Below are 13,552 nucleotides of genomic sequence, written 5' to 3'. Positions count from 1 at the left end.
TAGGATTACTTCTGCATTCTTTATTATGACCACAAGCTTCTTAACGTATGTACCGAGCACTAAGGCGCATAACGGTGCTGTCTAAGCGTCAGGATGAAGAAGGTTTGATCAAAAGTCTTCGCCATGCTTGAAACCCGTTCTTCGCTTTTTTTATTCTGGGCAGAAGCTTAAGGCCAGCTAATAACACCGTCCCTGCTCGGATATGGGTTGTTGCGATCACCTCTGTGGAGAAATGAGTGCGATTATATAACGGAAATACGTGCAGCTTAGGCTGCGTTTCGATCGACATGAATTTGGATGTTAAATGAAGGATGTTCGACTTCAGCGCCCATATGGCTCCCGTAAGGATTGCGGTTTCTGGTGCATCAGGCAAGCCTACTCGAGTTGTCCATCTTAATTCTGTGCACTTTACATGCTTAAACGTTTGTTTAGCCCAATCTGTAAGACCATGCGTATGTTTAATCATCAGCTTGGTATTTTCGAAGAACTGCATGATTTTCCCTTTATCGATCCATTCTTTTCGGTCTTCACGCTGGATGAGATTCTTTTCTCGCTCAATCATTAACCCCTTCAACCCCTGGAATTTGATGACCGGTATTACATATTGGAATCGAATAATGCCATACAGGGCTCTGACATGAATATTAATATGATCATTCTCACCCATCCTGGAGAAATGACCCTGAATTCGTACGTCACTGTACCAAACAAGGATCAGGAGCACGATTAATGCAGCAACAATCCATAAAACGACCATAGCCATACTTCCCCCGTCCTTCTTTCATGACATGGTTTAGTATGGCTTGTATAGTTGTTTTCATTCGCTGATAGTTTCTTTTAGCTGCTGCTATCCAAATCATCTATTGTTAGCTGCTTGGCATCCAGCCTGGCGAACAACATCCGAGTCTCTTCTTCCAAGCCTTCATCGGACTGAACCGAGCTCGGCTCTGGAAGATCTTGCAGACCTGCTAGTCCGAAATGGGTTAAAAAAGACTTAGTTGTTCCATAGAGAATGGGGCGACCTACAGCTTCAGCTCGGCCTACTTCTTCAATCAAATCTTTGGCGACCAGCGTATGCAGGGCTCGATCTGATTTCACGCCGCGAATATCTTCAATATCAATCCTTGTGAGAGGCTGCTTATAGGCAACGATTGCTAATGTCTCCAGAGCAGCTTGAGACAAGCTTGTACGAGTCGGGGAATAGGCTAGCTTTTCAAAAAATGGAGCATGGGCCGGAAGTGTAGTCAATTGATAACCACCGGCCAACTCCACGATTTGCACGCCTCTTCCTTGACGTTTGAAATCGGATTTCATATCGCGAAGAAGCTCTTTCACAACTGTCGCAGGAACCTCTAGAACATCAGCAATTTGCTTCAGATCCAACCCCTCGTCACCTGAGACGAACAGCAAGCCTTCAATGACTCCTTTCATCTGGCGTGCTTCCATGTTGCATTCCCCGTTTCCTTAATCATCGAGTACTGCTTAATAATCCGTAAAATTCGGTGAACCTTCCTCCAAGTCCACAGCAGCTTCTGTCGCTTTCCATTGGAGTACAATATCATCGAATAAATGATTCTGATAGCACATAATTCGCTTGACCTTCATGAGCTCCAGAATGGCTAGAAACGTTACAACTACATCCTCACGGTGATACCCGCTATCTAGCAAGCTGGAGAACATAGCGTTCCCTCCGCTGCTTTCCAACAGATCCACAATCTCATTCATTCTGTCTTTTACAGAAATTTCATCGCGACGGATACGCGCAACAGCTTGACGGCTCTTGACTTTGCGAAGCGCACGTTGGAAGGCAATGACGAGATCGGCTATATGCAAGCCTTTGACAGGGTTCTCCTGCTTCTGCGGAATGAACGGGGATAAGTCCTCGGGCTCACGAGTGTAGATCAGGCTTCTCGCCAGCTCCTTGTCTCTGAGCTCTTCCGCGATAGACTTGTATTTCCTGTATTCAATCAGCTTCTGCACTAGCTCAGCACGCGGGTCATAATCATCGTCCATCCCATAGTCGTCGTCCAGCTGGATAACCGGGGGCTTAGGCAGAAGCATTTGACTCTTAATCGATAACAAGGTCGCCGCCATCACAAGGAATTCACTCGTGACTTCCAGCTCCAGCTCTTGCATCCCATTCAGAAATTCCATGTATTGATCCGTAATCTCGGTTATTGGAATGTTGTAGATATCGATCTCCGACTTATCGATCAGATGCAAGAGCAAGTCGAGCGGGCCTTCGAATGTATCCAGCTTATAATGTACTTTCATCCGCGCTGCAAGCCCCCTAGCCTATCGCATACATATTCATGACCATACTGCTTAACCATTCAAAGCTTTTTTGGAACATCAATTGTCCGAACGGAGTTACGAAAAGCCCGATGAGAATAGCGATACCGAACTTTTCATTTTTCACCAACCAGGGTCCCCAGGCAGCAGGTAACCACCTGCGCAATATTTTCCACAAATCCATTGGATGCAAAGGCAGCAGATGAATCAGGAAAAACATCATATTGCCGATATAGCTCCATTGCAGGATACCCCGAAGGAGCTCCAATGACCATGCAGGAATCATACTATCTGAAGCCGATACAGGCAAGCGAAATGTAAGCCACCATAAGAACAGCCCCATTAAGAGATTGGCGACTGGTCCGCTTGCATAAATAATCGTAGCACGAATAGATTGTTTGCCAGGCAGTGGAGTCGAAGCTACAGGAACCGGTCTGGACCATCCGAACGGTCCGAAAAGGACGGGCAACAGCCCTATTGTACTTATGTGCGCAAGCGGATTGAGTGAAAGTCTGCCTTGATCCTTGGCTGTTGTGTCCTTGAACAGCAAGGCAGCTATTCCGGCTTGAACCGCGTCATGTACCACAATAGCCAGCAGCAAAGCAGCAATTCGGTATAACAAAGAGTCGAGTTGAAACCCGTTAAACAGGTCCATTACCCCTCCAGCTGCTTAGTCAGATTCGCCATTTCGATTGCAGTAGCTGCCGCTTCCCAGCCTTTGTTACCTGCCTTCGTCCCTGCACGTTCAATCGCTTGTTCGATGGAATCCGTCGTTAGAACTCCGAATATTGTAGGCACACCCGTCTTGAGATTGATGGCAGACACGCCTTTGGCTACTTCGCTGCATACATAGTCGAAATGCGGAGTTGATCCTCTGATCACCGCTCCCAAAGTAATAACGGCGTCATAACGGCCGCTGGCTGCCATTTTTTGAGCAACCAATGGGATTTCGAATGCACCTGGAACCCAGGCAATATCCACTTCTTCATCCTTCGCACCATGCCGTTTGAAAGCGTCCAGGGCGCCTCCCAATAGTTTGGAAGTAATAAACTCATTGAAGCGTCCTACAACTACCCCATATTTTAAACCTTCGGAAATTAAGTGGCCTTCATATATACGTGTCATTAGATTAAGCTCCTTTGGTTGGTGGATTGATATCTTCCTGTTAAATGCCGTCCGCTTCGTTTAATTTAAGCAAATGGCCAAGCTTTACTTTCTTCGTCCGCAAATATTTCTTGTTACCCTCTTGTTCTTGCATCTGAATAGGGACGCGCTCAACAACTTCCATTCCGTATCCCTCGAGACCTTTTATCTTACGTGGGTTGTTAGTAAGAAGACGTATCTTACGAACACCGATATCTTTTAGAATTTGAGCTCCAATTCCGTAATCACGCAAATCCGGAGCAAAGCCTAATTTAATATTCGCGTCTACCGTATCCAATCCCTGCTCTTGAAGCAAATAGGCTTTCATTTTGTTGATTAGCCCAATACCTCGGCCTTCTTGACGTAAATATACGAGAACACCGCGCCCCTCACGTTCAATCTGTTCCAATGCCGCCGCCAACTGAGGACCGCAATCGCAACGTTGGGAGTGAAATACATCGCCGGTCAAACATTCCGAATGCATACGAACCAGAACAGGCTGTTCAGGGTCGATTATTCCTTTTACCAACGCAACATGCTCTTGAGCATTCACTTGATTCGTATATGCAAGAGCAGTGAACTCCCCGAATTCCGTCGGCAGCTTGATCTCTACTTCGCGATTAACCAGCTTTTCTTTTTCGTTCCGGTAGTGAATCAAGTCCTGGATCGTGATGATTTTTAAATCATGCTTGACGGAAATTTCGTGTAAATCAGTCACTCTCGCCATCGTACCATCTTCTCTGATCACTTCACAAATGACAGCAGCCGGATAAGAGCCGCACATCCTGGCAAGATCTACAGCAGCCTCTGTGTGACCAGCCCTGCGAAGTACACCGCCTTTCTTGGCGATAAGCGGGAATATATGGCCAGGTCTGCGATAATCAGCAGGCTTAGAGGAAGGATCAATCATCCGCTTGATCGTTGTCGCTCTCTCGAATGCTGATATCCCGGTTGAGGTGTCTACATGATCGACCGAGACCGTGAACGCCGTGCCATGATAATCACTATTCCGCGCTACCATCGGCGGCAGATCAAGCTCGAGTGCACGTTCTTCAGTAATCGGGACACATACAAGACCGCGTCCTTCCTTAATCATGAAATTAATCACATCTGGTGTTGCTTTATCCGCTAGAGCTATGAAGTCGCCTTCGTTCTCACGATCCTCATCATCTACCACGATTATCACTTTTCCCAGCATAAGATCGATTATCGCTTCCTCAATCGTATGAAATAAAGTTTGTTGTCCCATAGGACTTCCCCCTCGAAGTTGATCTTATAGAAAACCATGTTGCGCCAGGAAAGCTTCTGTTACTCTTCCAGAAGTTGACGCGGTTGGCGATTTGGAGACAGAACCAAAATCTTTTCCTTTAAAAAATAACAGCCGTTCTAAATATTTGCCTAAAATATCACATTCCAAATTGACTGTATCTCCTGGATTCTTGTCTTCTAGAATCGTCTGGGCTAGAGTATGTGGAATGATGGACACTGTAAAGCTATCGTCTGTAACCGATACTAGCGTCAAACTGATTCCGTCAATCGTAATGGAACCATGAGGCAGCATGTATTTCATCATCTCGGAAGAGTGTGGTTCGACTTGGAACACAACCGCGTTCTCCTCCCTCTGCCGTGCAACGATCCTACCCGTAGTATCGACATGACCTTGCACAATATGACCACCGAATCGACCATTCGCCGGCATTGCGCGCTCCAGATTGACGCGGCTGCCGCTTTGCAATTTCTCCAATGTCGTCTTTCGAAAAGTTTCTGGCATTACGTCTACCGTGAAGCTGTCGCGATCTGCTTCAATCACCGTGAGACAAACGCCATTAACCGATATACTGTCCCCCAGCTTCACATCTTCAAGTATGGTGCGAGCCTCTATAGTCAGGATCATCGCTTGGCCTTGCTTGCGAATACGACGCATCCGTCCGATCTCTTCTATGATTCCGGTGAACATGCTGGACTACTCCTTTCATAACGAGGATAGCCGATCATACAACAATCATTGCCAACTCGCTCAACTTGGAACCTCTCTATCGCGATTGCATCAGCCATACGATCGAACCCTGCGAATTCAAAAGCAGACCGGGCCTGCGCACCTCCGCCTATTATCTTCGGAGAGATGAACAAAATCAGCTTATCTACAAGCCCCCCATCAAGCATGGCGCCATTCAAAGTCCCGCCGCCCTCGAGCAGTACAGAGCTTATCTCCCGTTCCCCTAACATAACCATCGCTAGTCCTAGATCGACTCTTGGTCCATCCCCGCACTTCATAACTTCTACTCCCAGCGCATTCAGCCTCATCATTTGTTCAATGGAGACGCTCTGAGTCGTAATGACAAGCGTGCGAGCATCCCGTTCCGTTACGACATGAGCATCAAGAGGAACCCTAAGCTTGGAGTCTACGATGACTCTGAGCGGCTGCAGCCCAGGCACAGTTAGACGAGTTGTTAATTGTGGATTATCGGCAATTATCGTATCTACACCAACCATGATCGCTTGATGTCGATGACGCAGTGTATGAACAAGCTCTCTAGAGGACTCCCCGCTAATCCATTTGCTGTCTCCGGAACGAGCCGCTATTTTTCCATCCAGGGTAGTCGCTGTCTTCAGAGTAACCCACGGAATCCGAGAAATGATGAATTTATTGTAGGCTTCATTCATCATTCGCGCTTCCTCTTCGCACACCCCAACCCGAACTTCGATGCCATGGTTGCGCAGTTGCTGTATTCCTGTACCGGCAACAACAGGGTTCGGATCCGTACAGGCAACTACGACCCTTTTGACCCGTTCCGTGACAAGCCTTTCGGAGCACGGAGGTGTCCTTCCGTGGTGGCTGCAGGGCTCCAAGGTTACATAAACCGTGCTGCCTTCCGCTTCGGAACCTGCCATCAGGAGAGCATTAATCTCAGCATGATGGGAGCCCCGCTGTAGATGAGCGCCCATTCCGACAATCCGACCATCCTTCACAATGACACAGCCTACAACCGGATTGATCCCTGTCTGACCGCGAGCTTGCTCGGCCATCTGAAGCGCGAGGCGCATATACGATTCATCGTTTAATCGATCCATCTCCTGCATGTGGGAGATCTCCTCCTCTTGAGAACGTACGAAAAGCCCCTTTACCAAGTTCGTAAAGGGGCACTAAATTAACACAAGAATGTATGAGCGGAGGTTGAAACACAACACAAATAAAACTAAGCATTGTTGTTACAACCGAAGGATAAACGTTATCGGATAGAGCAAGAAACAGAATCGTTCTTGCAATGCGAAATGAACGATCGGAAATATGTGAAAAAATGCACATACCACGCCGAACGCTCCGTTATTATCGGTTTCTCCGTCATTCCTTCTCCCATCCAGACTATACTGTCGGTCTCGGAGTTACACCGAGTCCACCGGCTGAACCAGATTGCTTCAGCACGGGTCACGGACTGATTCGCACACACTCTCGCGCGAAATTACCGCCGGTAGGGAATTTCACCCTGCCCCGAAAGAATAACTTTATTAAATTACTGATTAGTATACCGATTTCTTAATATCCTGTCTAGTGTAACACCCTCGTTTCGTAAATTTAACCGATTCCTCACACCCAACTTTGCTTCAAGCGCTTCTTTTTAGTACAATGGTCGTACAACACATCTACATGGAGGTATAAAATGAAAAAAGGCAGTATTGAGTTGCAAAATGGTGAAATGGTTCTTATCGACTTTTATCCGGAAGAAGCACCTAATACGGTTGCGAACTTCGAGAAGTTGGCGAATGCTGGCTTTTATAACGGCTTGAAATTCCACCGCGTTATCAAAGGATTCGTAGCTCAAGCTGGCTGCCCGCAAGGAACTGGATATGGCGGCGCCGGCTACAATATCGATTGCGAGACTTCCACTAATACGAGCAAGCATGAGCGCGGTACTCTCTCCATGGCGCATGCAGGGAAAAACACGGGCAGCAGCCAGTTCTTTATTTGCTACCAGCCGCAAGCACACTTGGATGGGGTTCACACTGTATTCGGTAAGGTTGTGAAGGGCATGGAGTACATAGATGCCACTACACAAGGCGATACAATGAAAGAAGTTAAAGTTTGGGACGAGGCTTAATAAACGGGTCCCGACTTTTTCTGATCAGAATGAAATCCCGAGCTATTTCTGGTGCACGCACCATGGAATAGCTTTTTTTTGCATTCCTCCTCTCTGATTCATTATTTGGCTTACAGGGTAATTAGAGAGCAGTACGAACGATTTGCATACCTTATAATCTTCACCTAAAAGGAGGCGTCATTCATGAGTGCGAAACCTTATGCTAAGCTTGTAGACAATGCAGCGCGTGCGATGGAAGAGATCGATATTCTGCATCGACAAGGCATACTTCGTGAGGACACTTACGTTGTTGCTCACTCTAAGGAACGTACAGATGATCTGGCTTATGCTGCAGATGTAAATACGATTACGACGGAAGAGGAAGGTATTCTGAATACAGTAGCCAACCTATTCCGCTCAAGGGGCGACGAGCTTAGGGCTAAGCTTGAGTCTGTTGGCTTATCTCCTTCACAGGCCCAGCAATACGAGTCTGAACTGGATGAAGGCAAGGTGCTTATTCTAGTGAAGAACCGTGTTCACAGCTACGAATCTTAAATAATCTACTAATGAAATGGGAGGTGCTCTTCATGACACAAATAGTTGGCGTATTCGATAAACAAGGACATGCTGTTGAAGCTATTGATCTCCTCAAGGAGAAGGGCTTTACTGCCGAGAATATCCGAATTATTGCGAGGAATGAAGATCATGCCAGCCGTGTGGAAAGCGAAACCGATATAAGCGTTGAGAAGATAGAAGAAGATCGAAACGGCAATCGTTATGCAGAGCCCAGGACGGGTTTTAATATCCCCGTTATCCCTTTGGCGGCAGCAAGTCCTATGTATCTCGGGGATACGATGGGCAATGCGATTCCTGGACCCCAAGTTGGCTATCCTGGCGTGTCAGAAACCATTGACCCGATCGACGCAGACACCAAGCAAACCCTGCGCGATCTTGGCTTCAATGAGTCGGATTCCAAGCAGTTTTCGGAATACTTGGAGAAAGGGCACCTTCTGCTATTAGTTGAGAGTGAACCTTCTGACGAGGCTGCTGCTGAAGCTGCGTTACGGAATAGCGGAGCCTCCGTTGTCCGATAGAAAGTTGTCCAAGCTGCTTTCCTTCCTGGGGGCGGCTTTTTTATTTCCTCTTTTTATTTCCTTTCGAGTCCATCCCGGCAAACAAAAAATGGTGCAACCAAGTCATTACGACTTGGATGCACCGCTTTTCTTCCTTCTGCTTTAGAACATTGGGAATACATATCTGACTAGGAAGAACAGGACTACGAATAAGATAACCACGTAAGCCGCGTATTTGATAAATGTCGATGCAACCATACTGCTGTCTCTTCTCTCTTCTACATTTCTCTTCTCAATTTCAATATTCCGATTCTCATTCATTGCCATTGTAATCAACTCCCTTTCCTTATTTGGTATCGTTTCCTGTATGCTCTTCATTACCCATCTAAACCGTAAATGAACCAGCAGGCAGCGATCCTGCAAAAGGAAGCAAATAAAAAAAGCTCTAAAGATCAACACGCGCTCGAGCTTGTGACAGTTCGAGTTCATAAGATCTTTAGAGCTTCCTCATACGGAATTATTCGCCGCTCTTAACCGCAACGGTCTGCTTCTGCATTCTCTGCGGAATGATGTCATTGCCAGCAATATCAGCATATGTGTCTCGTCGAACAACAACGTCTGATTTCCCGTCTTGTACGAAAATGACTGCTGGCTTACGAATACGATTGTAATGATTCGCCATAGCATAATTATATGCGCCTGTGCACGACACGGCGAGCAGGTCACCAGTATGCGTTACCGGGAGTGCAAGATCCCAGATCAGCATGTCGCCTGACTCGCAGCATTTGCCTGCAATAGAGACAACCTCTTCTTCAACATCAAATGCCCGATTGGCTAACATGGCTTCGTATTTGGCATCATAGAGCGCTGGGCGCGGGTTGTCTGTCATGCCGCCGTCTACTGCGACATATTTGCGAATACCAGGGATATCCTTGACGGCTCCTATTGTATATAACGTAGTCCCTGCGTCTCCTACGATGCTGCGTCCTGGCTCTATCCAGATCTCCGGCATTGGATAGTTGTAAGCAGCGAAGTTCTTCTTAACTGCTTCCACGATGGCTGTGACGTAATGTCCGACTGGAAGCGGGGTATCCCCCTCCATGTATCGAATGCCAAAGCCTCCGCCCAGATTGATAACGGTAAACGTACAGCCTATTTCGTCCCTAACCTCAGCGGCAAATCGTGATACTTTGTCGGCTGCGGCTTCGAAGCCTTCCACTTCAAATATTTGAGAACCAATATGGGAGTGTACACCAAGCAGACGAAGCTGTTGGAGCTTCAATGCCTCTTGAACGGCACGGAATGCAGTACCGTTCTCCAAGTCGAAGCCGAACTTGGAATCGATCTGTCCGGTCGATATGAATTCATGTGTATGTGCTTCAACTCCAGGTGTGATCCTGAGCAAAATATTCGCTTTTTTGTTTCTCTCCAGCGCCAGCTCGTTCAGCACATGCAGCTCAAGGAAATTGTCAACGACAAAACATCCAATATTGGCATCGAGTGCCATTCCAATCTCATGAGGCGTTTTGTTATTGCCGTGGAAGTGAATCCGATTGACTGGGAATCCGGCTTCCAGAGCCGTATGCAATTCACCATCAGAGACCACATCGAGAGAAAGTCCCTCCTCTTCCACCAATCGGCACATCGCCTTGACACAAAATGCTTTACTTGCGTAAGCTACCTGATACTGTACGCCGGTTTCTTCAAAAGCTTCCCTGAACTCTCTGCAGCGAGTACGAATAAGCTCCTCATCATACACGTACAACGGGGTTCCATACTGCTGGGCCAATGCTTGCGTGTCACAGCCGCCAATAACTAGGTGACCTTCATCATTAATAGTGCTTGTTCCGTGTAGGTGCATTATCATTCCTCTTCTCATAAGTCCTTGCCTAACTAGTCTGTTTCTAAAGTACCACAGGACGAATCTAATGACAATAAGCGGGACGACAGATCGGGCAAATGTTAAAAACCCTCAACCTGATACATGAATCAGGCTGAGGGACATAAGCATGTGAAATTATTTTTTGGTTGAAGGCTGGCGAGTCTTATCCTGTGCTTTCGTAATGCTGAGCCGCCTCTTGTCGTGCAATACTGGAACTCGGAAGAGGATCTTAAGTAAAGCTTTGCCATCGAAAGGAATAAAAGGCCATAGATATGGCGCATTGTAGGATCGTTGAGTACCCAGAATGACGAGCCACAAAGTTACTCCGATCACGAACCCGGGTATCTTGAATGCAGCTACTAATATGAGCAGCCCAAGACGCACAATACGGTTGGCCAATCCTAGCTCATAACTCGGTGTAGCGAACATTCCTATAGTAGCAATGGCCATGTACATGATCACTTCATTGATGAATAATCCTGTCTTTACCGCAATGTCGCCTACCAAGATTGCTGCAACGAGACCCATAGCTACGGTAAGTGGAGAGGGAGTGTGCACAGCGGCCAGTCTCATTAAATCCACCCCAACCTCCACTAGGAGGAATTGCACCAGCAAGGGGAGCGAGCCTTCCTTCTGCGGCCCAAGAAACTCAAGCCCCGGAGGTTTGATATCCGGATTTTGCACCATTAGAAACCAGAGCGGCAGCAGAAACAAGGAAGTAAATATACCGATAAACCGAACCCATCTCAGGTAACTGCCTACAAAAGGCGATTGCCTATACTCTTCCGCATGCTGAATCAAATGGAAAAAGGTTGTAGGCATGATCATAACGCTCGGCGAAGTATCCACAAACAGTATTACATGCCCTTCCAACATATGCGCACAGACGACATCAGGCCTTTCCGAGTAACGAACAGATGGATACGGGTTCCACCCTTTTCCGATAATCGCTTCTTCCAACTGTTTGTCTCCCAGAGGGATTCCATCAATCTTGACGCTCTTCACTTTGTCTTGAATCGATTTCACCAAAGCAGGATCCGCGATATCTTCAATATAGCCAACGCATACATGGGTGTTCGTCCTTCTTCCAACCGTAAACAAATCCAGCTTCAACCTAGGATCGCGGACTCGGCGGCGCACAAGCGTCACATTCGTCAGCAAGGTCTCAACAAACCCATCACGCGCCCCGCGAACAACTCGCTCTAGATCCGGCTCCTCAATGGACCGGACCGGGAACGTTCTGGCATCAATGATTAATGCTGACGTCTCCCCTTCAATAAACAATGCCGTTGTTCCCATCAGTACATATTCCACGACCTTGTCCATCTCATGCATAGACTCCACTTGTATATGGGGAATGTATTGTTCGAGAAAGCTCTTGAGCGGTTCTGGCTCAAGCTGATCTTTGTGAAGGTAAGTTAGTCGCGTAATTATATCCGTTAGTACAGTATCTTTGGCAAAGCCATTCAAAAAGAAAAAAGCAGTGCGCTTCGCATTACCGAATACCATCTCTCTAAATACGATATCGAAGCTGCGATTTAAGCCGACCTTCTCTTCGAGCGTGCGTTTCACTTTTTCGAAGTTAGGTGAAATGTCCTTCTCATGCTTCAAGCTCATTTCTTCGTCCGTTAATATATCTTTATCATCCATTTTATTGTCTTTTTTGTTGTTGCTTTCTTCGTGCTCACTGTCATCAGGCTGATCGGGTTGATCAGGTTGATCGTGTTTACGCCTCTTTCTCTTGTGTACCCTCATCCCCGAGTGTTGAGGCTCAGTGTTGTCGTTAATTGGTTCACGAGACAGGGGATGAGACTGCTCTTGCTCTTGTTGCTCCGTATCCATATCCGCCATGCAGACGTCCCTCCTTCATCGTTCACAATCCCTCAATTCCAGCTACACGGAATACCATAACCAGTCGAATAATGAACCTGCCACCTTACCGAACACCATGGCCATTAACAACCAAACGATATAATCTCCGATGCCTAACCGTTTGGCCATAATCGGGAACACATTCAGCACTTCGGTCAGGGCGCCTGCCAGCATCCCGACGAAACAGCCTGCCAAGAGTCCGAAACATACCGATGAGAGCGGGGCCATGTGGAATTTCCAATTGAAAACATCCGCTATTGTGAAAAAAATAACACCCGATACAACCGCCATCTCCAGTGCGTGTATACGATTAGGGGTCTTCGCAATCTGAGCTAACCTTGGAATTACATCCAGCACAACAAGAAAAGCTACCATTCCTCCGCCAACTGCTACTCCGCCTGCTATTCCGATAAAAATATAGGCTGATGCGTGCAGGAACCCATGCATAATCATGAATGATCCTTACTGTCATGAAGCTTGCCATATTCTTCGGTGATGACATATTTATTTACGTTTTCTTGATACATGAACATTTCCACCTCGAGCGGGCTTGGTTCCTCACTGAGTTTCTTTTTGAACAATTGGTTGAAAAACACGATCATCCCTGCTCCCAATCCGAAGGAGTATGGAATTTGCAGCCAGTACGGATGTTCCGTGGCTTCTCCGGAGATCATCTCGTATAATTTGCGATGCACCTCCAGCATGCTGACGTCTACATGGAAGTTCATGATCGCAAGCCCCGACCCTACAAATAGCAGAAGCCATACTAAAGCAAACAGCAAAGGATTGGTTTTTTTGGATGGGGTCACAACCTCAATCAACACATGCGGATCTCCGAAATGTTCCAGCTGCATGTTAGGAAATTCGGACCTTATTGCAGCTACCACTTTTAACATATCAATTAAGAGTACGGAGCCGTCTGCTTCGCTCGGAGTATGCAAGGGCAACTGTTTAAGCTTGGTTTCATGCTCGGGATCTACGAGTATTTGTGCAACATCCCCAATTCGAATCGTAACACCTCTATGAGCCATTACCCGCTTGCGCAGACGTAAGTATACAATTAGAAATGCTCCAGTTGGAGCTGGGGGTAGTATTGACATGGGATCACTCCCTTTTGTGACAACCTTTCCCTGTAGTATGCGGCGAATAGATTGAACCTACTCGTGTTTGTTCCAATTTTTTTGCTTCTGTATGGAACGGATGTGCTGTTATGT

Annotated in this window: 16 protein-coding genes and 1 riboswitch; of the genes, 3 read left to right on the top strand and 13 right to left on the bottom strand. The window is 46.9% G+C overall.

The window, feature by feature from the left end; all coding sequences use genetic code 11:
• Positions 1-88: 88 nt before the first annotated feature.
• The 8 genes from AC58QD_RS03705 to ribD form a co-directional block, all read right to left on the bottom strand.
• Positions 89-763, bottom strand: a complete 675-nt coding sequence (locus AC58QD_RS03705; protein ID WP_497330164.1) for a DUF2953 domain-containing protein — start codon at positions 761-763, stop codon at positions 89-91.
• A gap of 74 nt (positions 764-837) precedes the next feature.
• Positions 838-1,446, bottom strand: a complete 609-nt coding sequence (gene scpB / locus AC58QD_RS03700) for an SMC-Scp complex subunit ScpB (protein WP_497330162.1) — start codon at positions 1,444-1,446, stop codon at positions 838-840.
• 36 nt (positions 1,447-1,482) lie between these two features.
• Positions 1,483-2,274 carry a segregation and condensation protein A gene (locus AC58QD_RS03695; RefSeq protein ID WP_497330160.1) on the bottom strand — a complete coding sequence of 264 codons (792 nt, stop codon included), beginning with the start codon at positions 2,272-2,274 and terminating at the stop codon, positions 1,483-1,485.
• Between the two features lie 16 nt (positions 2,275-2,290).
• Entirely contained in the window at positions 2,291-2,947 is a 657-nt protein-coding gene (locus AC58QD_RS03690) for a site-2 protease family protein (RefSeq protein WP_497330158.1), read from the bottom strand.
• Complete coding sequence (gene ribH, locus AC58QD_RS03685) at positions 2,947-3,417, bottom strand: 6,7-dimethyl-8-ribityllumazine synthase (protein ID WP_497330156.1); 471 nt, start codon at positions 3,415-3,417, stop codon at positions 2,947-2,949. The genes AC58QD_RS03690 and ribH overlap by 1 nt, the downstream gene beginning before the upstream one ends.
• Positions 3,418-3,457: 40 nt before the next feature.
• Positions 3,458-4,684 (bottom strand): bifunctional 3,4-dihydroxy-2-butanone-4-phosphate synthase/GTP cyclohydrolase II, encoded by a 1,227-nt coding sequence (locus AC58QD_RS03680; protein WP_497330154.1) that lies wholly within the window; start codon positions 4,682-4,684, stop codon positions 3,458-3,460.
• Between the two features lie 24 nt (positions 4,685-4,708).
• Positions 4,709-5,392, bottom strand: coding sequence for a riboflavin synthase (gene ribE / locus AC58QD_RS03675; RefSeq protein ID WP_497330152.1), 684 nt, complete (start codon positions 5,390-5,392; stop codon positions 4,709-4,711).
• Positions 5,374-6,507 (bottom strand): bifunctional diaminohydroxyphosphoribosylaminopyrimidine deaminase/5-amino-6-(5-phosphoribosylamino)uracil reductase RibD, encoded by a 1,134-nt coding sequence (gene ribD / locus AC58QD_RS03670; RefSeq protein WP_497331375.1) that lies wholly within the window; start codon positions 6,505-6,507, stop codon positions 5,374-5,376. Before ribD ends, ribE begins: the two co-directional genes overlap by 19 nt.
• A 271-nt stretch (positions 6,508-6,778) precedes the next feature.
• A riboswitch (FMN riboswitch) is annotated at positions 6,779-6,937 on the bottom strand.
• Between the two features lie 157 nt (positions 6,938-7,094).
• Between ribD and AC58QD_RS03665 the strand changes: the two genes are divergently transcribed.
• From AC58QD_RS03665 to AC58QD_RS03655, 3 genes are all read left to right on the top strand, one after another.
• Positions 7,095-7,532 (top strand): peptidylprolyl isomerase, encoded by a 438-nt coding sequence (locus tag AC58QD_RS03665; RefSeq protein WP_497330150.1) that lies wholly within the window; start codon positions 7,095-7,097, stop codon positions 7,530-7,532.
• Positions 7,533-7,715: 183 nt separating this feature from the next.
• Positions 7,716-8,066 (top strand): YflT domain-containing protein, encoded by a 351-nt coding sequence (locus AC58QD_RS03660; protein ID WP_497330148.1) that lies wholly within the window; start codon positions 7,716-7,718, stop codon positions 8,064-8,066.
• 32 nt (positions 8,067-8,098) lie between these two features.
• Positions 8,099-8,605 carry a general stress protein gene (locus tag AC58QD_RS03655; protein WP_497330146.1) on the top strand — a complete coding sequence of 169 codons (507 nt, stop codon included), beginning with the start codon at positions 8,099-8,101 and terminating at the stop codon, positions 8,603-8,605.
• 141 nt (positions 8,606-8,746) lie between these two features.
• Here the strand turns inward: AC58QD_RS03655 and AC58QD_RS03650 are convergent, their stop codons facing one another.
• From AC58QD_RS03650 to AC58QD_RS03630, 5 genes are all read right to left on the bottom strand, one after another.
• A complete protein-coding gene (locus tag AC58QD_RS03650) occupies positions 8,747-8,911 on the bottom strand; it encodes a hypothetical protein (RefSeq protein ID WP_497331415.1) in 165 nt (54 codons plus the stop codon).
• A gap of 190 nt (positions 8,912-9,101) precedes the next feature.
• Positions 9,102-10,445, bottom strand: coding sequence for a diaminopimelate decarboxylase (gene lysA, locus AC58QD_RS03645; RefSeq protein ID WP_497330144.1), 1,344 nt, complete (start codon positions 10,443-10,445; stop codon positions 9,102-9,104).
• Positions 10,446-10,601: 156 nt separating this feature from the next.
• On the bottom strand, positions 10,602-12,317 hold the full coding sequence (locus tag AC58QD_RS03640; RefSeq protein WP_497330142.1) for a spore germination protein: 1,716 nt from the start codon (positions 12,315-12,317) through the stop codon (positions 10,602-10,604).
• A 42-nt stretch (positions 12,318-12,359) separates the two neighbouring features.
• The gene (locus AC58QD_RS03635) at positions 12,360-12,785 is read right to left on the bottom strand and encodes a stage V sporulation protein AB (RefSeq protein WP_497331373.1); all 426 of its coding nucleotides are present in this window, start codon (positions 12,783-12,785) and stop codon (positions 12,360-12,362) included.
• A gap of 2 nt (positions 12,786-12,787) precedes the next feature.
• Positions 12,788-13,438 (bottom strand): stage V sporulation protein AA, encoded by a 651-nt coding sequence (locus AC58QD_RS03630; RefSeq protein WP_497330140.1) that lies wholly within the window; start codon positions 13,436-13,438, stop codon positions 12,788-12,790.
• Between the last annotated feature and the right edge of the window lie 114 nt (positions 13,439-13,552).

It is taken from the genome of Paenibacillus sp. J2R1T-4, assembly GCF_059692235.1.
Note: the sequence above shows the minus strand (reverse complement) of the source record. Positions and strands in the feature narration are given on the sequence as shown.

What these genes read in the sequence shown, in the direction of transcription:
- AC58QD_RS03705 (WP_497330164.1), bottom strand. Translation starts at nt 763, where the DNA reads ATGGCTATGGTCGTTTTATGGATTGTTGCTGCATTAATCGTGCTCCTG.
- scpB (WP_497330162.1), bottom strand. Translation starts at nt 1,446, where the DNA reads ATGGAAGCACGCCAGATGAAAGGAGTCATTGAAGGCTTGCTGTTCGTC.
- AC58QD_RS03695 (WP_497330160.1), bottom strand. Translation starts at nt 2,274, where the DNA reads ATGAAAGTACATTATAAGCTGGATACATTCGAAGGCCCGCTCGACTTG.
- AC58QD_RS03690 (WP_497330158.1), bottom strand. Translation starts at nt 2,947, where the DNA reads ATGGACCTGTTTAACGGGTTTCAACTCGACTCTTTGTTATACCGAATT.
- ribH (WP_497330156.1), bottom strand. Translation starts at nt 3,417, where the DNA reads ATGACACGTATATATGAAGGCCACTTAATTTCCGAAGGTTTAAAATAT.
- AC58QD_RS03680 (WP_497330154.1), bottom strand. Translation starts at nt 4,684, where the DNA reads ATGGGACAACAAACTTTATTTCATACGATTGAGGAAGCGATAATCGAT.
- ribE (WP_497330152.1), bottom strand. Translation starts at nt 5,392, where the DNA reads ATGTTCACCGGAATCATAGAAGAGATCGGACGGATGCGTCGTATTCGC.
- ribD (WP_497331375.1), bottom strand. Translation starts at nt 6,507, where the DNA reads ATGGATCGATTAAACGATGAATCGTATATGCGCCTCGCGCTTCAGATG.
- AC58QD_RS03665 (WP_497330150.1), top strand. Translation starts at nt 7,095, where the DNA reads ATGAAAAAAGGCAGTATTGAGTTGCAAAATGGTGAAATGGTTCTTATC.
- AC58QD_RS03660 (WP_497330148.1), top strand. Translation starts at nt 7,716, where the DNA reads ATGAGTGCGAAACCTTATGCTAAGCTTGTAGACAATGCAGCGCGTGCG.
- AC58QD_RS03655 (WP_497330146.1), top strand. Translation starts at nt 8,099, where the DNA reads ATGACACAAATAGTTGGCGTATTCGATAAACAAGGACATGCTGTTGAA.
- AC58QD_RS03650 (WP_497331415.1), bottom strand. Translation starts at nt 8,911, where the DNA reads ATGGCAATGAATGAGAATCGGAATATTGAAATTGAGAAGAGAAATGTA.
- lysA (WP_497330144.1), bottom strand. Translation starts at nt 10,445, where the DNA reads ATGCACCTACACGGAACAAGCACTATTAATGATGAAGGTCACCTAGTT.
- AC58QD_RS03640 (WP_497330142.1), bottom strand. Translation starts at nt 12,317, where the DNA reads ATGGCGGATATGGATACGGAGCAACAAGAGCAAGAGCAGTCTCATCCC.
- AC58QD_RS03635 (WP_497331373.1), bottom strand. Translation starts at nt 12,785, where the DNA reads ATGCATGGGTTCCTGCACGCATCAGCCTATATTTTTATCGGAATAGCA.
- AC58QD_RS03630 (WP_497330140.1), bottom strand. Translation starts at nt 13,438, where the DNA reads ATGTCAATACTACCCCCAGCTCCAACTGGAGCATTTCTAATTGTATAC.